Genomic DNA, 20,423 nt, shown 5'->3' on the forward strand with positions numbered 1-20,423 from the left:
AGGTCATGTGACATTTCCGTCACTAGTTGCTTATTCGCCTGATAGAGTTTTTGCTACTTAGAAGCTACTTTTGAAAAAGATGAAACCAAAAATAGCGACGAAGCTATTGTTGATCTATATTCAAAATTAAGACAGGGTGAAAAAGTTCCTGCTGATGCAGCAAGAGCGCTGCCCGAGGACGGAACCTGGGTCCGGGCGGCCGGGCGGCTCGACCCGGCGCCCGGCGCCGCGCCCTTGCCGGATATCCAGGTGCCGGGCATCTTCTACGCCTCCACCCTGCCCGGATACGTGTTTGCCGCAGACAAGGTCGTGGCCGTGGCCGCGCCGCATGAGCCGTTCATGTTCGAATGGCGCGCCGCCCCGCCCTACGCCTATTGATCCCCGGGAAAAGGCCCTACGCGGCACCCTTGACGCATGGCCACGGCTGGGCAATAGCATGGCGACACGCTTCGTTTTTCACCAGCGCCCCAAGGAGCCCCGCCATGGACGTCCACGTCCGACGCCTGGAAAACCTGGTGGCCCTTCTCAAGGAAAAGGGCTGCCGCGTCACGCCGCAACGGCTGGCCATCCTGCGCGTGCTCACCCTGAGCCGGGGGCATCCCTCCGCCGAACAGGTGCATGCCCGTCTGGCGCGGCAATACCCCACCATGAGCCTGGCCACGGTCTATAAAACCATCGCCCTGCTCAAGCAGGCCGGAGAGATCCTGGAATTGCAGTTCAGCGACCTCGGCAACCGCTACGACGGCAGGCGGCCCCACCCCCATCCCCATGTCATCTGCACCCGCTGCGGGAGCATCATGGACGCCGACGCCCCTCTGCTGGACGACGCGGCCGAGCGCGTGTCCCGGGAAACGGGCTATGTTATCCTCGCCCACCGCCTGGACTTTTTCGGTCTGTGCCCGGCCTGCCTGAAAAAGGACGCCACCCGCCGCAGCGCCTAGGCGACGGCATCTTTACGGCCTTTCCGGAATTCTTTTTCCGCCCACGGGTTGTCACCCGCCTGTCGCGCGGGCGGCAACATGTGGCCGTAGCCCTGTCGCCGGGGGATTGCCCCTGCCCTACCCACGCCGCACAAAGGAGCGCCGGATATGCCCCAGGATTCGACACCGTTTTACGCTCAGCCCACGGCGGACGTCCTCAAAGCGCTTGGAACCTCCGCCGCAGGGCTTTCCGCCGCCGAGGCCGCCGCACGTCTGGCCGCCGCCGGGTCCGGCCTGGGCAAGAAGGGCGGGCACAGCGTCCTGCGCCTGTTTTTTTCCCAGTTCAAAAGCCCCATCATTCTCATTTTGATCTTCGCCGCCGTCCTGTCCTTTTTTCTGGACGATCAGACCGACGCCATCATCATCCTGGTCATCGTGGGGGTCAGCGGCCTGCTGGGGTTCTGGCAGGAACGCGGCGCGGCCGGGGCCGTGGAGAAACTTTTGGCCATGGTCGAGACCAAAGGGCTGGCCCTGCGCGACGGCAAGGCGGTGTCCATCCCGTTCGACGAATTCGTGCCCGGCGACGTGGTCTGCCTGGACGCCGGCCGCGGCGTGCCGGGAGACTGCCTGATCCTGACCTCCAAGGATCTGTTCGCCAACGAGGCGGCCCTGACCGGCGAGACCTATCCCGTGGAGAAATGCGCCGATCCCGTGGCCCCGGACACACCCCTGGCCGGACGGCAAAACGTCCTTTTCATGGGCGCTCATGTGGTCAGCGGCACGGCCCTGGCCGTGGTGGCGGCCACCGGCAGGGATACGGAGTTCGGCAAGGTCTCGGCCCGGCTGCGGGTCGCCCCCCAGGAGACGGACTTCGAGCGCGGCATCCGGCGCTTCGGCTTCATGCTCATGGAGATCACCCTGGTCATGATGACCGGCATCTTCGCCTTAAACGTCCTGTTCGACAAACCCGTGGCCGATTCCTTCATGTTTTCCCTGGCCCTGGCCGTGGGCCTGACGCCCCAGCTTCTGCCCGCCATCATCAGCGTCAATCTGGCCGCCGGGGCCAAGCGGCTGGCCGCCTCCAAGGTCATCGTGCGCCGCCTGGCCTCCATTGAGAACTTCGGGGCCATGAACGTTTTGTGCTCGGACAAGACCGGGACGCTGACCGACGGCGTCGTCCACATCAAGGGGGCCTACGACGCCTCGGGTGCGGAGAGCCAACGGACGTTCGAACTGGCCTACGTCAACGGCTATTTCCAAAGCGGCTTCGCCAACCCCATCGACGCGGCCATCCGGGAAAAGGGCGGCGTGGATGTCTCGGGCTGGGAAAAGCTCGACGAAATCCCCTACGACTTCGTGCGCAAACGCCTGGGCATCCTGGCCCGCCGCGACGGCAAAAACCTGCTGGTGGTCAAGGGGGCCCTTGCCCGGGTGCTGGACGTCTGCACCACGGCGGCCATGCCCGACGGTTCCCTTGTGCCCCTGGAACAGGTCAGAGACGGCATCCAGACGCGTTTCGCCGACTATGGCCGCGAGGGCCTGCGCTGCCTGGGGCTGGCCTGGCGGGACATGGACCAGGCCCGGACGGCGGACAAGGCCGACGAGACGGGCATGGTCTTTGCCGGATTTCTGACCCTGTGGGATCCGCCCAAACCCGGCATCGCCGCAACCGTGGCCAACCTGGCCGCCAAGGGCGTGCGCCTGAAGGTCATCACCGGCGACAACCGCCATGTGGCCGACAGCCTGGGACGCCAGATGGGCCTTGAAAAGCCGGTGGTCCTGACCGGGCCGGATCTGCGGGCCATGTCCCCCGACGCCCTGGTGGCCCGGGCGAGCGCGGTGGACGTGTTCGCCGAGGTGGAGCCGAATCAGAAAGAAGACATCGTGCGGGCCCTGCAAAAGGCCGGATTCGTGGTGGGATTCATGGGCGACGGCATCAACGACGCCTCGGCCATCAAGGCCGCCGACGTGGGGCTGTCCGTGGACGGGGCGGTGGACGTGGCCAAGGAGGCGGCGGACATCGTGCTGCTCGACCCGGACCTGGGGGTTCTGGAAAACGGCGTGCTGCTCGGCCGCACCACCTTCGCCAACACGCTGAAATACATCTTCATGGCCACCAGCGCCAACTTCGGCAACATGTTCTCCATGGCCGGGGCCTCGCTGTTTTTGCCCTTTCTGCCCTTACTTCCCACCCAGGTGCTTCTGACCAACCTTTTGACCGACCTGCCGGAAATGACCATCGCCTCGGACTCCGTGGACCCGGATATGATCGAACGGCCGCGCCGCTGGGACATCCGGTTCATCCGCAACTTCATGCTGGTTTTCGGCCCGTTAAGCTCCGTCTTCGACTGCCTGACCTTCGTGGTCCTGCTGCATTTTCTCAACGCCTCGGAGGCCCTGTTCCAGACGGGCTGGTTCGTGGAGTCGGTGGTGTCGGCGGCGCTGATCGTTCTGGTGGTGCGCACCAAAAAGACCATGTTGACCAGTCGGCCCAGCCGCCTGCTTTTGTGGGCCACCCCGGCGGTGGTTGGGGTGACGATCTGGCTGCCGTTCGGGCCGCTGGCCGAACTGTTCGGGTTTGTGCCCCTGCCCTGGGCCTTTCTGCCCGCCCTGGTGGGGATCGTGGTGCTGTACGTGGTAAGCGCCGAGATGGCCAAAAGGTGGTTCTACCGCCGGTTCGGCTAGACTCCGCCGCCCGAAACGGGCGCGAGAATCCGCCCGGGAAGGCCATGGCCCTCCCGGGCTTTTTTTGGCCGAAGATTGACAAACATAGCGAGCATGCTATATTTTATTCCGTACAGGCTGACACGGAGAAAGTATGCCCAGGAATTTCCGCTCAGGGATATCCAAACCGGCCGAGCCACGATGGACCGTTACCTTTTTGGATGACAGGGTGGAAGCGGAGTTCGATGCGTTTTCCGTGGAACTCAAAGCCGATTTCGTGCATATCGCCGAGATGATCCAGAATGTCGGCCTGCAGGCCGTCGGGCATCCTCACGTCAAGCATATCAAAGATAAAATATGGGAGATGAGGGCTCGGGGCAAAGATGGCATCGGGCGTGAGCTCTACTGCACGGCAAAGGGCAGGCGCGTCGTCATTCTGCGCTGCTTCGTAAAAAAAACAAATAAAACCCCACGGCAAGAACTTGAAATAGCCGAAGAGAGAAGGAAACTTCTCATGGACTGAATTCAAGGACTTCGCACTGCGCCATAACATTTGATACGCATACGGAAAACATCATGACCCCAAAAACCATGGACCAAAAAAAAGCCGAGCTCCTGCAAGATCCCGCCTTCCGGCAGGCCTATGAAGACAGGGAGGCGGCCTTTGCTGTGGCCGTGGCGGCCATCCAGGCCCGCAAGAACGCGGGCATGACGCAAGCGGAAATCGCGCAGCGGATGCACACCACCCAGTCCGCCGTGGCCCGGCTCGAATCGGGCAAATCGGTCCCCACCCTGCCCACGCTTGAAAAATACGCCAGGGCGACCGGCACGAGGCTGCGCGTCAGCTTTGACCCGGCCTGTTGACAGGCGGATAATCGTAAGGAAAACCCCGGCTTCGAAAACCCGGGGCTGTGTCGTCAGTCTGAACCCCCGGCCGGGAATCTCGGCCGGGCTTTTTTACGGCCGCAGGTCGAAGGCCACCTTCATGCTCGAATGCCCGCGCTTGTCGAAGGCGGCGGTGAAGGCTTTGGCGTAGTCGTCAAGGCGGAAGGTATGGGTCAAAAGGCCCTGGGTGGGATACTCCCCCGAGGCCAGAAGCTCCAGGGCCACCTCATAGGTGCGCGCCCGTTTTCCGGTGCGGGGGTCCGTGGCGTGGCCGTAGCTGGCCGAGCCCACGGCCGCAAGCTGCCGAAACCACAGGCTGGACACGTCGGCCCCGGACAGGCGGGCCGTGGTCCCCACCATGACGTAGGTTCCCCCGGCCCGCAGGGCCAAAAGCCCTTCCTGAAAGGCCCGGGCGCCCCCGGCGCAATCCAGAAACAGGTCCGCCCCGCCCTCCAGGTTGCCGCCGCCAAGGGTCGTGGGCACGAACGTGGCCCCCACGGCCTCGCCCAGGGCCTTTCGCCCAGGCGACCGCAGCACCACGTCAGCCCCCCCGGCCTGCGCCGCCACAGCCTGGAACCCGTGCCGGGCCACGGCCACGATGCGGGCCTTGGAGCCCAGGGCGCGCAAGGACCGCACGGCGTGCTGCCCCAGGATCCCCATGCCGTTTACGACCACCGTGTCCGCATCCCTCGGAAAATGCACCAGCACCGGGTGCAGGACCGAGGCCAGCGAGTCGAGCAGGATCGCGGTCTCGTCCGGCACATGGTCCGGAACGGGAAAAAGGCGCGAGGGATGGGCCGCCGTGCGCTCGGCCATGCCCCCCGGGGCCTTGGCGTTGAAGCCCAGAAAGGCGCCGGGCGGCAGATCGCCGCGCATGAAATTCTCACACAGGTTGTAGTCCCCGGCGGCGCAGAACCGGCAGGGGGCAAGGCCCCGCGTCTCACAGGGCAAAATGGGCTCCACCGCCACCCGCTGTCCCGGGGAAAAGCCCGATCCGTCCGGGGCCTGCTCCACCACGGCCAATATCTCATGCCCCAGGACCGAGGGCATGGAGGCGTAGGGTTCGAGCAGCACGGACTCGTGACCCTTCAAAAGCCCCAGGTCCGAGCCGCAGATGCCGCACAGAAGCGTGCGCAGACGCACCCATCCGGCGGGCGGATCATAGGGCGTCTCGGCCAGGCGCAGGGGCGAGACCCGGGGGAAGAACCGGCGACGGTCCAGGCGCGCGGCCAGGGCGCTGGCCAGATACCGCGGGATGCTTTTTTCGTAGAGGAGGGCTTTCATGCCGGGGAGTTTCCTTGGCGTGCGACGGAGTTCCCGCCCCGAAGTCCTTGAAGGACGCCCGCAGGGTGGTGTAGAGGGTGTGTGACGGCGACTCGCGGCCACGCCGGGTTTCGTATTCCCGGGGTCTGCGGTATACGCCAAGACGGCCCGGGCAACAAGCGCCCGCATCCGCACCCCAAGGAGAACCCCATGCTGATCAAGGACTGGATGACCAAGGAGCCCGTTGTGGCCAAGGCGGGCACGTCCATCATGAAGGCCGCCAAGCTCATGAAGGAGAACAAGATTCGCCGACTGCCCGTGGTGGACGACGACGGCAGGCTGGTGGGCATGCTCTCCGACCGGGACATCAAGGAGGCCTCGCCCTCCAAGGCCACCACCCTGGACATGCACGAGCTGTATTACCTGCTTTCCGAGATCAAGGTCGCGGACATCATGACCAAAAAGCCCCTGGCCATCACCCCGGACGAACCCGTGGAGCGGGCCGCCGTGGTCATGATGCGCAACCGCATCGGCGGGCTGCCCGTGGTGGACGACAGCGGCAAGGTGGTGGGCATCATCACCGACAGCGACGTGTTCAAGGTGCTCATCAGCATCACGGGCGTTTTGACCGGCGGCGTGCAGTTGGCCTTCAATCTGCCCAACGCCGAGGGCGGCCTCAAAAACGTGCTCGACGACTTGAAGGCCCAGGACTGCCGCATCATGTCCATCCTGACCTCCTATCCCCCGGCCGAGCAGGACAACCGCCATGTCTACATCCGCATCCAGGACGTGGAGGACGGCCCCCTGCACAAGCTGGTGGACATGCTCAAAGGCAAATACGACCTCCTGTACTGGGTCAGGGACAACGCCTGATTTTTTGAGCCTCCCGCCGCCGCGCCCAGGGAGTGCGGCGGCGGGACATGCCGCATCGAAAAAACAGACAACCCAGCGCCCCCCGAAGGACAGCCATGAAGGTCATCAACTATTGCGATGTCGCCCCCACGGTCTTCCCAGCCCCGGCCAGGGGAACCACCGGACGAGTGGTGCTTGGCAAGGCCGACGGCGCGACCAATTTCTGCATGCGGGTGATCGAGTTCGCCCCGGGCGGCGAGACGTCCCGGCACAGCCATCCCTGGGAGCATGAACAGTTCGTGCATGAAGGCACGGGGCAGGTCCTCATTGAGGACCGTTGGTTCGATGTGGGGCCGGGCAGCGTCTTGTTCATCCCCTCCGGCGTCACCCACCAGATCAAAAACTCCGGGGCGGTCCCGCTCGTTATTGTCTGTCTCGTGCCGCCGTTTGCCCCGGAACTTCTCTAACCCCCGCACCCGGCCTGGCGGCCCGGTCCTTGACGCGGCCGATATCGTACCTAGTTTCCACAGGACGCACGGCCCGGACACCGGGCTTTTCCCCGAGAAGGAGTGAGAAACATGTCTGAAAAACGTCTTTGCCCCCATTGCGGGCAACCCCTTGAAGCGTGGGTTGGCCCCCCCGAATCCGGCTGGGGCGAACTCTTGGTGTGCAACAACAACACCTGCGTGTACTATACCGGTTCCTTAAGCGACATCCGGTATAAGGACGAGGACAACCACCTGGGCTGCCGCTACGCCGAGAATCCCGACAACGGCTATACCCCGTTCGCGCTCCTGGCCTGGTTGCCCGAGGTCTGATTTTCCACATATGCCTGGCGGGCCGGTTCGTTGGGGACCGGCCTTTTCATTTCCTGCCCGCCCGCATTTCCGTGGAGCACAATCATTCCGGGTGGTTGTGATTTCGGCAACGCCGCCGCCCGGTTTGCCTTCGCATGGCGGTACTGGTATGGAGCGTCTGGCGTTCGGTTTCGGGCGCCAGCCGTGACGGGGAGGGGAGGCTCCGACGCGGTGGGTGATGCTTGCCAACCACGCTCTCGCTCCAAAAAAAGCCATGAACCACATCGACGTCACGCGTCAGGGACAGTGCATCTACGTCCGCCTCACCGGTGAATTCGCCAGGGATGCGGCGGTCGACATGGATGCGGTGCTGGCCGCCGTGTCCGGCCCCCCGACGTTCGTTTTGGACTTGGCGAACGCCTGCCACCTGGGCGGCCCGGGCATCGCCTACCTCATCAAGCTGCAAACCCGGCTTTCCACCCTGGGGGGGGCGCTTTTTCTGCGCGATCTGTCCGATTCCGTGACCACGGAGCTGGCCATGCGCGATCTCTCGGGATTTTTCCGGGTGGTGGACGGCTGGGACGACGACATGGGCGAAGAAATTCTTCCGCTGCTCGCAATCCGCTAGGGGCCCGGGGGGACTCGGCCGTCCCGGACGTGCTCGTCAGCGTTTCACAGCTGGGGAGGACATGACCACGTCCCCGTCATAATACCGGAAAAGCACATCCCTGGCCCCATCCGGGGCGTCCATGACCGCCTCGCCGATGCCGATTTCCACATTGGCGCCGATCACACCCGGCACGATGGCCCGGCATACCAAAAAATTCTCGCCCCCATGGCGGTTGAGCCACAGCCTATGGCGCAGATCGTGATACGAGACGAGTTTTTTTTCCAACTCGGCCAATTCCTCCGCAGCCTCTTTCCCTGCCCGGCCTCCGGGGCCGGCTTCCCGCCGCAAGGCCATGGCCCGCTCACTGGTGCGATGAATTTTTATGCGCAAGGCGCGGTCCCGGGAGATCAACTCCGGGTCGTAGCCCAAAAGCAGTTTGGTCTGGGTGCGCAGTCCGCCGCCCAGGGCCTCACCCACATACACCGACCCCCGGCAGGTGGCCGTGCCGCCCACCAGCCGTCCCTTCACCGCCAACCGTTCGCCCACATAAAAGTGGCACAGCATGCTGGAGGAATCGACCAGCAGATTTTTGCCCGCATGGAGCTCGGCATTCTCGCAAAACTTGGTGCGTAGGTTGCCGCCCGCCCGGATGACGGCATTGTCCGACCCTTTGATCCCCGATTCGGCCACGATGGATTCCGTGGCCCGTATCCTGGCCCCTTCCACCAGTCCCCGGACCACCACATTGCGGCCCACCACCTCGAATCCGGCCCGTACCGCCCCCTCGATGGTCACGTCTCCCACAAAGACGATGTTGCCGGTGTGGAACCCCACGTCGTCCGGCACCACCAGCGTACGGCGCACGGTGATGCGGCCATTTTCAAAGGCCACATAGCCATTGACCGTGGTCACCAGCCGGTCGGGATTTCCCGGATCAGGGGTGCAGCCCAGCCCGTACGGAAACACCTTCTCGGAATAAAACGCCCGGGGATCGGCATCGGGCGGGGCCTTTTCCGCCGGAAGCCACTCGGCCACGACCTCCCCGGCCATGACGTTTTGCACATAGCCCAGGTCGTAGAGATCCACTGAGCCGTCCTGCCGCAGCCGGGGTGTGAGTTTGCGACGGTCAAACCCGGGATCGAAAAAAAATTTCAGGTAGTGCCGCATGATGGAGGATACGCCTGCCGCTGCTTCGGCTGTTTTGGACGCTTAACGGGGCCTTTCACAAGCCCGGCGCCATTTCGCCCATGGACCGTGGTTTCTGCTTGTGTGTTACATATCCGGCCCCGGGAAAATGCACAAGCCGCAAGCAGGTTTCCTGTTCAGGAAAGGCCGTATCCGTAAACGGGACGGGAAAGTCCCTGAAACCGGCGGCACATCCGGCCATGGGCTGCCCAGTCAGCCTGTCCTGCATCCTGGCGTTCTTTGGCTCAAGATATCAAGGCCCTGCGCCGCCGCCCAGGGCTGCCGTTTTTCAAAACCACGCCATGGGGGCGCCGCCGGGGAGGAGCGTTTGACTTTGCACATAAAATAGAGTGAAATTATACGCCTTGGAACCGCTTCCCGCAGCATGGACTTTCTGTGCCCGATCATGCTGTGAACCCCATGAGCTTGGTGGAGTCCGCCATGAAAAAATCTTTGGCCGCCTTGGCCTTGATGATTGCACTTTGCTTTTCCCAGAACCTCTTTGCGCAACAGCAAAATATGCCTAATATAAAGGAATGCACGAACTATTTCATGCATTACTTCAACGAAGCCGTTGTCCAGGGCATCCAGATACAGGAACTTCTCAAATCGAACAGCATCGACGGCAAGGATGTCATTTTTTATACTGATCTTTCCAACCGCCTCGAAAAGACCCTTGGCTTGGCCTTGAACCTTCGCGATCTCTACTATCTGTACGGGAAAACGACCTACTGCTTTACGAAGGACGAAAAAAATTATCTCCTGGACCGCATTGTCAATATCAGTGAAATGCTCAAGCAGATCATGTCCAACGAATTCGAGATCAATCTTTCCGGGGATGAAAAGGACATCCGGACCAGGGAAAGCGAAAATATCGCCAAATTCCGGGACCGGGTGGAGCGCCTCCGGGCCTTTTTGGACACCTCCCTGTACATCTTCAAATAACGGCCAAGCCGATATCCTGGCGGCGACCGGTCAGCTTCGCGCCTGGAGACGTCCATGCCCCCCTTTGTGCTCAGCGACGCATCGCAACCGGCCGCGCCACAATCCCTTTCCGATTGGAACGGCCGGATCACGGCCCATGTGGCCCGGCGGGTCATGACCATGGCCCCGGGGGCCACCCCTCTTGTCGACGCCGCCGTGATCGTCAGGGACCGCGAGATCCTCGCGGTGGGGCCGCGCCGATCAACCCTGGCCGGATTTTCCGGCCCCATCCAGGACCACGGCCCAGCCACCCTCGTGCCCGGCCTGATCAACGCCCACTGCCATCTGGAGCTGGCCCATTTGCGCGGGGCCATACCCTCCGGCCTGGGTTTCGCCGAATGGGTGCGCCGCCTTGTGGCCCTGCCCATGGGCGTTTTCGACCAGGATGCGACCCAGGCCGCAGCCCGGGAGATGCGGACGTCGGGCACGGCCTGTGTGGCCGACATCGCCACCCGCCACCCTGGCGCGGCGGCCCGGACATTTATCCGTGAGGGCCTGGATTTCATCTCCTTTTTCGAGGAATTCGGGTTTACCCCGCCGAAGGGCGACACCCCGTCCTGGCCTGCCGACCTGCACGAGCTCCCCCACGGGCTTTTTGCGGCCCACGTCTCCGTGGCCGGGCACGCCCTGTATTCCACCCACCCGGAACGCCTGCGCGCCGCCAAGGCCTGGGCCGCCCGCCACGGCAAACCCTTTTCCCTCCATCTGGCCGAACACCTGGGAGAGGTGGCGCTTCTGGCCGACGGAACAGGGGATTTCGCCGAACTGTTGCGCAAGCGGGTTCTGCCGCGTGATTTTCGCCCGCCCGGCCGCTCGCCCGTGGCCCATGCCGACGCCCTTGGCCTTTTGGACGAGCACACCCTGGTCGTTCACGGCGTGCACGTGGATGACGCGGACATCCGCACCCTGGCCGGGCGCGGCTGCGGGGTGTGCCTGTGCCCGCGCAGCAACGCCTACATCGGCGTGGGCCGCGCGCCTGTCGAAAAACTCGCCGCCGCCGGGGTCAGACTTTGCCTGGGCACGGACAGCCCGGCCTCGAACACCGACCTTGACCTGTGGAATGAAGTCCGCTATCTCCTCCAGCATTGGGAAAGGTTTTCCCTGGTCGCCGCCCTGGCGGCCCTGACCACCACCCCGGCCCGCTTGCTCGGTCGGGAAAACTCCCTGGGAATGCTTGAACCGGGCATGCGCTCCGGGGTGGCCCTCCTGCCTATCGATCTCGAAGACGCGTAAAAAAAATTCCGCGTGAAAAATTTCACTTTCTCCCCAAAAACTGGCTTTCAGGGGGTTGGTATTCTGTCAACCCTCATGTATAGGTTCCGTGCGTGAAGATTTTCCACGCCCGCGCGCAGCGGTTTTTCGACCGCCCGCGCGTAGAACGAACGAAAAAAAATCCATTGTAAGGAGGCATTACATGTCCAAGCTGGTTCCGCCGCATGGAGGCAAAGGTCTCGTTATCAAACTGCTCGAAGGCGCCGCGAAGGAAGCCGAACTGAAGAAGGCCGCCGGCCTGAAAAAGATCGAGATCACCGGCCAGGAAAAGGGCGACCTGATCATGATCGGCATCGGTGGCTTCTCGCCCCTGGGCGGCTTCATGACCAAGGCCGACTGGAAGAGCGTGTGCGAGAAAATGACCCTGGCCGACGGCACCTTCTGGCCGGTTCCGGTTGTTCTGGCCGTGTCTGCCGAAGACGCCGCCGGGATCAAGGAAGGCCAGGAGATCACCCTTGAGCGCAAGGGCGAAATCTACGCCACCATGAAGGTCACCGAAAAGTTCGAGCTGTCCGCCGCCGAGAAAAAGACCGAGTGCGAGCTGGTCTACAAAGGCGCCGGCGACGACTCTGCCGACGACAAGTTCTGGAAGATCGCCGAGGCCGAGCATCCCGGCGTGAAGATGGTCATGGAGCGCAAGGCCGTGTGTTTGGCTGGCCCGGTCAACGTGCTGTCCGAGGGCGAGTACCCGACCAAGTACAAGGGCGTGTACCTGCGTCCGGCCGAGACCCGCAAGATCTTCGACGAGAAGGGTTGGAAAAACGTGGCCGCCCTGCAGCTGCGCAATCCCATGCACCGCTCCCACGAGTTTCTGTGCAAGATCGCCGTGGAAGTCTGCGACGGCGTCATCATCCACTCCCTGATCGGCAACCTGAAGCCGGGCGACATTCCGGCCGAAGTGCGCGTGGAGTGCATCGACACCCTGGTGAAGGGCTACTTCGTCGAGAAGCACGTGGTCCAGGGCGGCTACCCCCTCGACATGCGCTACGCCGGTCCCCGCGAGGCGCTTCTGCACGCCACCTTCCGTCAGAACTACGGCGTCAACAAGATGATCATCGGCCGTGACCATGCCGGTGTCGGCGACTTCTACGGCATGTTTGAGGCCCAGGAAATCTTCGACCGCATTCCGTACAAAGAAGACGCCTGCCCGGATCCCGGCAAGGCCCTTTTGTGCGAGCCGCTCAAGATCGACTGGACCTTCTACTGCTTCAAGTGCGATGGCATGGCCTCCCTGCGCACCTGCCCGCACAGCAAGGAAGACCGCGTCATCCTGTCCGGCACCAAGCTGCGCAAGATGCTGTCCGAGGGTGGCGACATCCCGGATCACTTCGGCCGCGACGAGGTTCTGGTCATCCTGCGCAAGTACTATGAAGGCCTGACCGAGAAGGTCGAGATCAAGATGCAGGGCGCTGCCAGCGGCGACGCCTTGAAGTAAGGCCGCTTCGGCTGCGTGGCCTATGTGCGATACGGTTTCACGGGGGGGAGGCGTTTAGCCTCCCCCTTTTTTGGGGTCGCTACGAAATTCCGGGAAAGATGGCCCTGATTTTGCGGAAGAACGAAGCGTCTTCCAGGAAGCCAAGATGAACAACTTGAATAACCAGGCTGCCAGTTAGGCAGCAAGGGTTGCTGGCCGTCTCGGCCTATCCGATTGACCAACAACCCCGCGAAAGCTTACAGAGCTGACGTCTTCTAGGTCATCACCGAAGCCGACCGGAGCATAACCACGGTTCTTTCTTTTGCCGGAAGAGTACTGAATCGCTCCGCGCCCGGGACTTGGGCACGGGCGTTTTTCTCTACACTGGAAGGTTCAGGCGGCAGATTGAACAACAACAGACAGCTTGCCCACTTTGCGATTTGCAACAGGCCGAACGGTCACCTCTACATCTTGTCCAAGGACCGTCAAGAATTTCATAAGACGGGCAACAGATACAGACGTAGGCTTGCACCGCATGAGTGCAGAAACTTGAGCCTGCGTTGTTTTTAGAATTTTTGCAGCTTCAGCTTGGGTTAAGTCCCTCTCCTTGATCAGCTTGTATATCTGAATGGTCAATTCTGCTTTTACAAGCTCTTGCTCTGAATTGGGCAAACCCAAATCGGCAAAAACATTACCACTGCTGTTTTCGTGTTCAACATTCATGGTTTGCCTCCTTTCTTTCCTTGTTCGTGTAATTGCTCCGCTTTTTTCAAGCGCTCTTTGATCAAATCAATGTCCCGTTGCGGCGTTGAAACACCGTGCTTCGATTTTTTCTGAAACACATGCAGGACATAAACCACTGTCGCAAAGCGAATTGTGTAAACGGCGGGGTATGTGTCCCCCCGGTGATCCTCGATGATCTCCAAGACCCCTGTTCCTCCAAAGCCCTTGAGCGCTTTTGCATCCGGCGGCCATTCCCCCTTTTGGGCGGCATAAAGAGCGAGGCCGAAGGCGCGGCGGACAGCCAAGGGATAGCCCTTTATGTCCTTTCTGCTCGATCCGATCCAAACAAGTTCTTTGGGGTCACCGCTGCTCATTTATATTATTATTCATATTTTTATATAAAAGTCAAGGGCCAAAAGTCTGGCGCTGCTCGTTTCCCTGCCCGGAACCAGTGCCAGGCCTCATGTTTCCGCGCGCCGCCATTGACAATTTGGGAAAACGGGGTCATGGTCACAAATCCACGACGACGCCGCGAATCCTGTAACGGCGAGACTTTTGCACTCTCGTCGGGGATGGCGGCTTTTTTCAACATGCGGCTTTTCGACACGCAGACGCCCCCGGGGCTGTCCCCGTAACCCGGCATCAAGGCGAATTCCCGGCGCGGACAGGCAGCCGGCGGACATCCAGGGACGGTTCAGGCATGGCATTGATCGAATTCCACGACGTCCACAAGTGGTATGGCGACTTCCACGTACTCAAGGGCATCACCGAGTCCGTGGAGCAGGGCGAGGTGCTCGTCATCTGTGGCCCCTCCGGGTCCGGGAAATCCACCCTGATCCGGTGTGTGAACCGCCTGGAGGAATACCAGAAGGGTCACATCTTGATCGACGGCAAGGACATCCACGGCGACGACATCGACGTCAACGAATTGCGCTCCCACATCGGCATCGTTTTCCAGCAGTTCAACCTCTATCCGCACATATCGGTCTTAAAAAACATCACCCTGGCCCCCATCAAGGTCAAAAAGGTCGCCAAGGCCGAGGCCGAAGAGACGGCCATGGCCTTGCTTGAGCGGGTGGGCATCCACGAACAGGCCCGCAAATTTCCGGCCGAACTTTCCGGCGGCCAGCAACAGCGCGTGGCCATCGCCCGGGCCCTGGCCATGAAACCCCGCATCATGCTCTTCGACGAGCCCACCTCGGCCCTTGACCCGGAGATGATCAACGAAGTCTTAAACGTCATGAAGGACTTGGCCCGGGAAGGCATGACCATGCTGTGCGTCACCCACGAGATGGGCTTTGCCCGCGAGGTGGCCGACCGGGTGGTGTTCATGGATTTCGGGGAAATCCTGGAGCAGGCCCCGCCCCTGGAATTTTTCAGCCATCCCAAGCACGAGCGGACCAAGCTTTTCCTGAAGGAAATTTTGTAGCGAACCGGCTCAAAAACTTTCACTTCAACCCAAGGAGGCATCCCATGCGCAGATTGGCACTGTTTCTTGTCCTGGCCGCCCTCGTGGCCCTGGCCGCCACCCCGGCCCTGGCCGGCAAACTCGACGACATCAAGGCCCGGGGCACGCTGATCGCCGGGGTCAAGGACTCCCAGCCCCCGTTTGGCTTCGTGGATGAGCAGAGCAAGCAGATCGTGGGTTTTGAAATCGACATCTGCAAGGCCCTGGCCGACAAGCTTGGCGTGAAGCTGGAAACCAAGCCCGTGACCTCCTCCACCCGCATCCCCATGCTCACCCAGGGCGCCATCGATCTGGTGGCCGCCACCATGACCCACAAAAAAGACCGCGAAGACCAGATCGACTTCTCCATCACCTACTTCATGACCGGCCAGAAGCTGCTCGTGAAAAAAGACGGCGGCATCAAGACCGTCAAGGATCTGGCTGGCAAGAAGGTCGGTTCGGTGAAGGGCTCCACTTCCGAGCAGAACGTGAAAAAGGCCCAGCCCGAATGCACCGTCATCTCCTTTGAGACCTATCCCGAGGCCTTTTTGGCCCTCAAGCAGGGCAAGGTCGAGGCCGTGACCACCGACGAAAGCATCCTGGTGGGCCTGCAGAACAGCGACGACAAGCCCGCCGATTTCGCCATCGTGGGCGAGTACATCTCCCCTGAGCCTTACGGCCTGGGTCTTGCGGAAAACGACTCCGACTTCCGCGACTTCGTCAACGTGGCCCTCATGGACATGTGGGGCTCGGGCGAATTCCAGAAGATCTACACCAAGTGGTTCGGCAAGGACACCAAGTTCTACATTCCCCTGGAATGGGACATGGAAGTGTGGCCCTAGGCCATCGCCTTTCCCTCCCGCTGGGCGCGCCCGGCGGGAGGGAATGTCGCGTATGCGTCGTTTCGCGCCATGGCCCGGCGCTTCCCGGGACATGCCCCGAAGCCGCTTTCGCCCCGGCGGCGTCAGGAACCGATTTTTTCCCCAGACATTGCGAGCCAGTGGAGAGGCGTGATTGAGCTACACCGTTGATTTTGCGAAAGTCCTTGCCGAACCCTACGGCGATTGGATCTTGGAGGGTCTTGGCGTCACCCTGCAAATCTCCGCCGTATCCATCGTCTTTTCCCTACTGCTCGGCACCATCATCGCGGTCTTCCGGCTGTCCCGGGTCAAGCCCCTGGTGTGGTTCAGCATGGCGTTCACAGAATTTTTCCGGAACACCCCCCTCCTGGTTCAAATATTTTTTTGGTACTTCGGCTCCTATGCCGTCCTGCCCGAGGTCGTCAACAAATGGCTGTATAAGCAGGATTTCGAATTCGCGGCCGGGGTCATCGCCCTGACCGTGTACACCGCCGCCTTCATCGCCGAAGAGATCCGTTCCGGCGTCTTCGCCATTCCCAAAACCCAGCTTGAGGCCTCGCGGGCCTGCGGCCTATCCTTTCTCCAGGCCATGGGCTACGTCATCCTCCCCCAGGCCTTTCGCATCGTCATCCCGCCGCTCATTTCCCAGTTCTTAAACCTCATCAAGAATTCGTCCCTGGTCATGACCATCGGCGTCATGGACCTGACCTATATGGCCCGGCAGATCGAGGCCCACACCTTCCACGGCTTCGAGGCCTTCACCGTGGCCACGGCCATCTATCTGACCATCTCGCTCATCGTCTCCTACAGCATCAATCTCTACAACAAACGGGTCCTTCGGGTCGCCTCGCATTAGCGGAGCTTTCACGGTGCATTGGAACGTCATCACAAATAACTTCAACTACTTCCTGATAGGCGCCTATCCGGAAGGCCCTTTGGGCGGCCTGGCCATGAGCATCCTTTTGGCCCTAGGCGGCATTTTCGGGGCCTTTTGGCTGGGGCTTTTGGTCGGGCTCATGCGCATCTCCAAAAGCCGCACCGCCCGCATCCTGGCCCTGGTCTATACCGAGATCATCCGGGGCACGCCGCTGCTCATGGTCATTTTCTGGTTCTATTTCCTGGCTCCCATCGCCTTCGGCCACACCCTGCCCGAGGCGGAAAGCGCGCTCATCGCCCTGATCGTCTTCACCAGCGCCTACATTGCCGAGATCGTGCGGGCCGGGATCGAATCCCTGCCCAAGGGCCAGTCCGAGGCCGCCCGGGGCACCGGGCTTTCCCGCTACCAGGCCATGCGCTACGTGGTGCTGCCCCAGGCCCTGTTCAACATGATCCCGTCGTTCGTGAACCAGTTCGTGTCGCTGACCAAGGACACCTCCCTGGCCTTCATCATCGGGGTCAACGAACTCACCAAGGCCGCCACCCAGGTCAATAACCGCACCTTAAACGCCCCCACGGAAATCTTTATCACCATCGCCGTTCTCTATTTCATCATCTGCTACATGTTGACCGCCCTCTCCCGCCGTCTGGAAAAACGCATCAACCGCTATCAGGCCCGCGACCGCTGATCGCGTACGGGGCTTGGGCCGGGCGACAGAACAGGCGGGGGAAGGCCTCCGGCGGCCAAAGGGGACACGTCCCCTTTGGAAACCCCGCACGGGAAGCCTGGACCTCTTCCGAACGGCTTGCGCCTAGAAACCATGCCGCTCAGGACCGGAGACGGTGCTGGTGGGGGAAGGCCTCCGGCGGCCAAAGGGGACATGTCCCCTTTGGGAACCCCGCACGGGAAGCCTGGACCTCTTCCGAACGGCTTTCGCCTAGAAACATGCCGCCCAGGACCGGAGACGGTGCTGGCGGGGGAAGGCCTCCGGCGGCCAAAGGGGACATGTCCCCTTTGGAAACCCCGCACGGGAAGGCTGGAACTCCTCCGAACGGCTTGCGCCAGGGAACCATTGCATTTTCAATCATCATTCCAGCTTCTTTGCCTTTCAGCGGCCCCCACGCACGAACGAATCCCCAAGCCGGGCGACGGGTCGCCGGAAACGGACGGCGGCGACGTGGAGCGCAGCGCAATTCGTCGCAGCCGGACGTTAGCCGCCGACCCCGAGCCCGGCTATAAACCCGCCGACCGGTCGCCGAACCATCTTCAATCGCTAAGGAGTCGTGGTCGGAACAAAGGGAAACGCATCCGCATACGCCGCCAAAAATGGGTGAATGCCCCGACGCTGGGCCGGATCGTGGGTCTCGAAGGTGACGGTGGGGGTAAGCCCCGACCCGTTGAGAGCGGCAAAGACTGTCGGCCAGGGAATGGTCCCCGTCCCCGGAGCCAAATGCTGATCGAACGTCCCGTCGTTGTCGTGCAGATGCAGATGCGTCAAAACCGGGGCCAGGGCCTCGGCCCAGACATCAAAATTTCTCAAAGCATGCCCCCCGGCGAAACTGTGCCAATGCCCGATATCGAAGCAAACACCGATACGCCCGGCGCTCTCCGGTAGTCGCTCCCGCAGGGCCAGAGCCAGCCCAGCCACCGTGCCGGGGTCGGTCTCATGAACGTTTTCCAGATGCAGGGGAGGATGGTCCGGCCAGGACTTCAGCACCTCGACCCAGGTCTGAACGGCCCGGTCCCGCCAGTCGGCATAGGACCGAATGTAGAGGAAGCGATCATAGGCCGCATGCCCCACCAGATGCGTGGGGCGATATCCCCGGGCGACGTCCATGGCCCGCATCAATCGCTGTTTCGAGGCCTCGCGGATAAGGGCGTCGGCCGCCCCGGGTTGCAGGTCGAAAAAGGGCAGGTGCAGGGCCACGTCAACCCCGGCAGCCGCAAGCGCGCCCTGGATGCGGCGATGCCAGGCCGGATCGGCGGCGTCCATGAGAACAGGGTCCAAGCCCAGTTCCGGATGCAGGCCTTGCGCCAAAAAGGCGTCCAAAAGGGCAGGGTCGCCGTGAACGGCGCGTAGGGACAAACTGACATGAAAGGGACAAAAAACGGTCATTCGGTTCGCCTCTGCCGAAAACGTGGCGGCGATGTGCGGCTACGGCTTACGGCCGTTCGATGGGATACACGGCGTTGTAGATGGTCTTCCCGGCCGGATCGGCGATGGTGATGCGCAGACCGTACATATCCGCCGGATTGACGCCCTGGGGAAGAGCAAGGTGGGCGGCCACCTGCTTGAAACGCTGAATCTGAAAGGTCAGTTCGTCCTTGTCGGTCTTGAGGGGGTGCAATACGCCATCGTTGGTCAAAATCAGCAACTCCGCCTTTCCGGACAGGGCCGTTTGCGGAGAAAGGTTGCTCAGGTCGAAGCTTACGGCCAACTTGCCATTCTCCACCTTGGATTTGAAGTTGTCCACACCCGCCTGATTGAGATCAATCTTGTCCAGAAGCTTTCGTAAATCGATTTTTGCAGCGGCGGCGTCGGCCTTCTCCGGGGCCGCAGGCGCGGGCGCGGGCGGGGTCTCCACGGCCGGTTTCCACCAGGCGGCCGCATCGGGATTGTAGGAACCAAGCAGCGTTTGCAACTCCGTGGAATCCTTGGAGCGCAGGATGGTTTCGATCTCGTCCAGACGTTTGAGGCGGTCTGCGGCATCCGTGGCCAACCGCCTGGCCTCCTGGGCGGCGCGTTCGGACTCAGCGACAATGCCCCGGTAATACATGGCCCCGGCGGCAAACAAGGCAGCGGCCAGAATCAGGAAAACCACGGCCCACAGTCCGGATTGAATCCAGAAGGGGCTTAGCCGCATGCGCCGCACGCCGGCGTCGTCGCGCATGATGAGAATGCTGATTTTTCCGCCGGACGCCATATGTTCATCTGCTCCTTGGAAAACATGTCGCGCGCCCGGATTCTGCCGTCGCAGGAGGCGCTGGTGTCGAAAGACCCGGCCTGAATCGGCGCTCTCGGCCTACAGGGCGCTCCACTGTTCGTCGACAATGATGATCCGGGGACCGGCCTTGACCAGCACCATCTTCTTCATCCCCTTGTCGGCAAAGCCATCCTTGCTTTCGTACTGCTGAACGCACTCCACCCGCCAGCCGTTTTTCCGCTCGGTGATGCGGATGTCCTGCAGCCGCACCTGCTTGGGCGGGCGCTCGGCCCACAAGGACATTTTGTGCTCACGGATGGCGTCTAAGCCCCGGCGGTCGCCCTGCACGGCGCGGTCGCCGTAAAACGCCATGTAGGCATTCACGTCTCCCCGTTCCCAGGCGACACGCCACCCCTCGAGAAGGGCCTCCACCTGTCCCCTGCCCACGGGAACGGCCGCATCCGTTGCGGTCTTTTCCGCGCCCTTCTCCGGAATCGCGGCCACGACGATCTCCTGCACCGGCGGCTCCACCGTGGGGATGACCGTGGGCAGAGCCCCGGGAGCGGGCTTGGCCGGAAGCGGCGGCACGCTGGAGACGAAAAGCGACCCCGGCCGGGGACCGGCGGCGTCCGCCCAAAGGGGCTGCTCGGACACGACCGGAGGGGCCTGAGGGGTCGGCGCGGCCGGGGGAGACGAAGATGGCCGTGAACATCGAGGTGATGATGCCCAGCGTCAGGGTGACGGCA

The 20,423-nt window shown here is 62.1% G+C and carries 23 protein-coding genes; 16 read left to right on the forward strand and 7 right to left on the reverse strand.

Annotated features, from left to right (window positions below; genetic code table 11):
- Nucleotides 1-234: 234 nt before the first annotated feature.
- From V3572_RS08125 to V3572_RS08145, 5 genes are all read left to right on the forward strand, one after another.
- Nucleotides 235-378: a hypothetical protein gene (locus tag V3572_RS08125; protein ID WP_332110479.1), complete on the forward strand. Its 144-nt coding sequence runs from the start codon at nt 235-237 to the stop codon at nt 376-378.
- Nucleotides 379-482: 104 nt separating this feature from the next.
- A complete protein-coding gene (locus V3572_RS08130; RefSeq protein ID WP_332110480.1) occupies nt 483-941 on the forward strand; it encodes a Fur family transcriptional regulator in 459 nt (152 codons plus the stop codon).
- Between the two features lie 147 nt (nt 942-1,088).
- Nucleotides 1,089-3,605, forward strand: a complete 2,517-nt coding sequence (gene mgtA / locus V3572_RS08135) for a magnesium-translocating P-type ATPase (RefSeq protein WP_332110481.1) — start codon at nt 1,089-1,091, stop codon at nt 3,603-3,605.
- 133 nt (nt 3,606-3,738) lie between these two features.
- The gene (locus tag V3572_RS08140) at nt 3,739-4,107 is read left to right on the forward strand and encodes a type II toxin-antitoxin system RelE/ParE family toxin (RefSeq protein ID WP_332110482.1); all 369 of its coding nucleotides are present in this window, start codon (nt 3,739-3,741) and stop codon (nt 4,105-4,107) included.
- Between the two features lie 53 nt (nt 4,108-4,160).
- A complete protein-coding gene (locus tag V3572_RS08145; RefSeq protein WP_332110483.1) occupies nt 4,161-4,448 on the forward strand; it encodes a helix-turn-helix domain-containing protein in 288 nt (95 codons plus the stop codon).
- A 93-nt stretch (nt 4,449-4,541) separates the two neighbouring features.
- Here V3572_RS08145 and V3572_RS08150 read toward each other — a convergent pair whose 3' ends face one another.
- Nucleotides 4,542-5,753, reverse strand: coding sequence for a zinc-dependent alcohol dehydrogenase (locus V3572_RS08150; protein ID WP_332110484.1), 1,212 nt, complete (start codon nt 5,751-5,753; stop codon nt 4,542-4,544).
- A 189-nt stretch (nt 5,754-5,942) separates the two neighbouring features.
- On the opposite strand from V3572_RS08150, the gene V3572_RS08155 reads away from it, so the two are divergent.
- The 4 genes from V3572_RS08155 (at nt 5,943) to V3572_RS08170 (ending at nt 8,009) form a co-directional block, all read left to right on the forward strand.
- Complete coding sequence (locus V3572_RS08155; RefSeq protein ID WP_332110485.1) at nt 5,943-6,605, forward strand: CBS and ACT domain-containing protein; 663 nt, start codon at nt 5,943-5,945, stop codon at nt 6,603-6,605.
- A gap of 95 nt (nt 6,606-6,700) precedes the next feature.
- Nucleotides 6,701-7,051: a cupin domain-containing protein gene (locus V3572_RS08160; protein ID WP_332110486.1), complete on the forward strand. Its 351-nt coding sequence runs from the start codon at nt 6,701-6,703 to the stop codon at nt 7,049-7,051.
- A gap of 111 nt (nt 7,052-7,162) precedes the next feature.
- The gene (locus V3572_RS08165) at nt 7,163-7,402 is read left to right on the forward strand and encodes a hypothetical protein (protein ID WP_332110487.1); all 240 of its coding nucleotides are present in this window, start codon (nt 7,163-7,165) and stop codon (nt 7,400-7,402) included.
- Between the two features lie 253 nt (nt 7,403-7,655).
- Nucleotides 7,656-8,009 carry an STAS domain-containing protein gene (locus V3572_RS08170; protein WP_332110488.1) on the forward strand — a complete coding sequence of 118 codons (354 nt, stop codon included), beginning with the start codon at nt 7,656-7,658 and terminating at the stop codon, nt 8,007-8,009.
- 36 nt (nt 8,010-8,045) lie between these two features.
- On the opposite strand, the gene V3572_RS08175 is transcribed toward V3572_RS08170, so the two are convergent.
- Nucleotides 8,046-9,158 (reverse strand): FapA family protein, encoded by a 1,113-nt coding sequence (locus tag V3572_RS08175; protein ID WP_332110489.1) that lies wholly within the window; start codon nt 9,156-9,158, stop codon nt 8,046-8,048.
- 570 nt (nt 9,159-9,728) lie between these two features.
- Between V3572_RS08175 and V3572_RS08180 the strand changes: the two genes are divergently transcribed.
- The 3 genes from V3572_RS08180 to sat all read left to right on the forward strand — a co-directional run bounded on the left by V3572_RS08180 (nt 9,729) and on the right by sat (nt 12,867).
- Nucleotides 9,729-10,121 (forward strand): hypothetical protein, encoded by a 393-nt coding sequence (locus V3572_RS08180; RefSeq protein WP_332110490.1) that lies wholly within the window; start codon nt 9,729-9,731, stop codon nt 10,119-10,121.
- Between the two features lie 54 nt (nt 10,122-10,175).
- Nucleotides 10,176-11,393 carry an amidohydrolase family protein gene (locus V3572_RS08185; RefSeq protein ID WP_332110491.1) on the forward strand — a complete coding sequence of 406 codons (1,218 nt, stop codon included), beginning with the start codon at nt 10,176-10,178 and terminating at the stop codon, nt 11,391-11,393.
- A 181-nt stretch (nt 11,394-11,574) separates the two neighbouring features.
- A complete protein-coding gene (gene sat / locus V3572_RS08190) occupies nt 11,575-12,867 on the forward strand; it encodes a sulfate adenylyltransferase (protein ID WP_332110492.1) in 1,293 nt (430 codons plus the stop codon).
- Between the two features lie 372 nt (nt 12,868-13,239).
- Here sat and V3572_RS08195 read toward each other — a convergent pair whose 3' ends face one another.
- Both V3572_RS08195 and V3572_RS08200 read right to left on the reverse strand, forming a co-directional pair.
- The gene (locus V3572_RS08195; protein WP_332110493.1) at nt 13,240-13,569 is read right to left on the reverse strand and encodes a helix-turn-helix domain-containing protein; all 330 of its coding nucleotides are present in this window, start codon (nt 13,567-13,569) and stop codon (nt 13,240-13,242) included.
- Nucleotides 13,566-13,943 (reverse strand): type II toxin-antitoxin system RelE/ParE family toxin, encoded by a 378-nt coding sequence (locus V3572_RS08200; protein WP_332110494.1) that lies wholly within the window; start codon nt 13,941-13,943, stop codon nt 13,566-13,568. Before V3572_RS08200 ends, V3572_RS08195 begins: the two co-directional genes overlap by 4 nt.
- A gap of 326 nt (nt 13,944-14,269) precedes the next feature.
- Here V3572_RS08200 and V3572_RS08205 point away from each other — a divergent pair, with 326 nt between their 5' ends.
- The 4 genes from V3572_RS08205 (at nt 14,270) to V3572_RS08220 (ending at nt 17,441) form a co-directional block, all read left to right on the forward strand.
- Nucleotides 14,270-14,998: an amino acid ABC transporter ATP-binding protein gene (locus V3572_RS08205; protein WP_332110495.1), complete on the forward strand. Its 729-nt coding sequence runs from the start codon at nt 14,270-14,272 to the stop codon at nt 14,996-14,998.
- Between the two features lie 44 nt (nt 14,999-15,042).
- Nucleotides 15,043-15,858, forward strand: a complete 816-nt coding sequence (locus V3572_RS08210; protein WP_332110496.1) for an ABC transporter substrate-binding protein — start codon at nt 15,043-15,045, stop codon at nt 15,856-15,858.
- Between the two features lie 172 nt (nt 15,859-16,030).
- Nucleotides 16,031-16,732 (forward strand): amino acid ABC transporter permease, encoded by a 702-nt coding sequence (locus V3572_RS08215; protein WP_332110497.1) that lies wholly within the window; start codon nt 16,031-16,033, stop codon nt 16,730-16,732.
- Nucleotides 16,733-16,745: 13 nt separating this feature from the next.
- Nucleotides 16,746-17,441, forward strand: a complete 696-nt coding sequence (locus V3572_RS08220; RefSeq protein ID WP_332110498.1) for an amino acid ABC transporter permease — start codon at nt 16,746-16,748, stop codon at nt 17,439-17,441.
- 585 nt (nt 17,442-18,026) lie between these two features.
- Here V3572_RS08220 and V3572_RS08225 read toward each other — a convergent pair.
- From V3572_RS08225 to V3572_RS08235, 3 genes are all read right to left on the reverse strand, one after another.
- On the reverse strand, nt 18,027-18,869 hold the full coding sequence (locus tag V3572_RS08225) for a sugar phosphate isomerase/epimerase family protein (RefSeq protein ID WP_332110499.1): 843 nt from the start codon (nt 18,867-18,869) through the stop codon (nt 18,027-18,029).
- A gap of 46 nt (nt 18,870-18,915) precedes the next feature.
- Complete coding sequence (locus V3572_RS08230; protein ID WP_332110500.1) at nt 18,916-19,677, reverse strand: hypothetical protein; 762 nt, start codon at nt 19,675-19,677, stop codon at nt 18,916-18,918.
- A gap of 99 nt (nt 19,678-19,776) precedes the next feature.
- Complete coding sequence (locus V3572_RS08235; protein ID WP_332110501.1) at nt 19,777-20,331, reverse strand: YybH family protein; 555 nt, start codon at nt 20,329-20,331, stop codon at nt 19,777-19,779.
- Between the last annotated feature and the right edge of the window lie 92 nt (nt 20,332-20,423).

The organism is Desulfolutivibrio sp., from assembly GCF_036584575.1.
Classification (GTDB): Bacteria; Desulfobacterota; Desulfovibrionia; order Desulfovibrionales; family Desulfovibrionaceae; genus Desulfolutivibrio.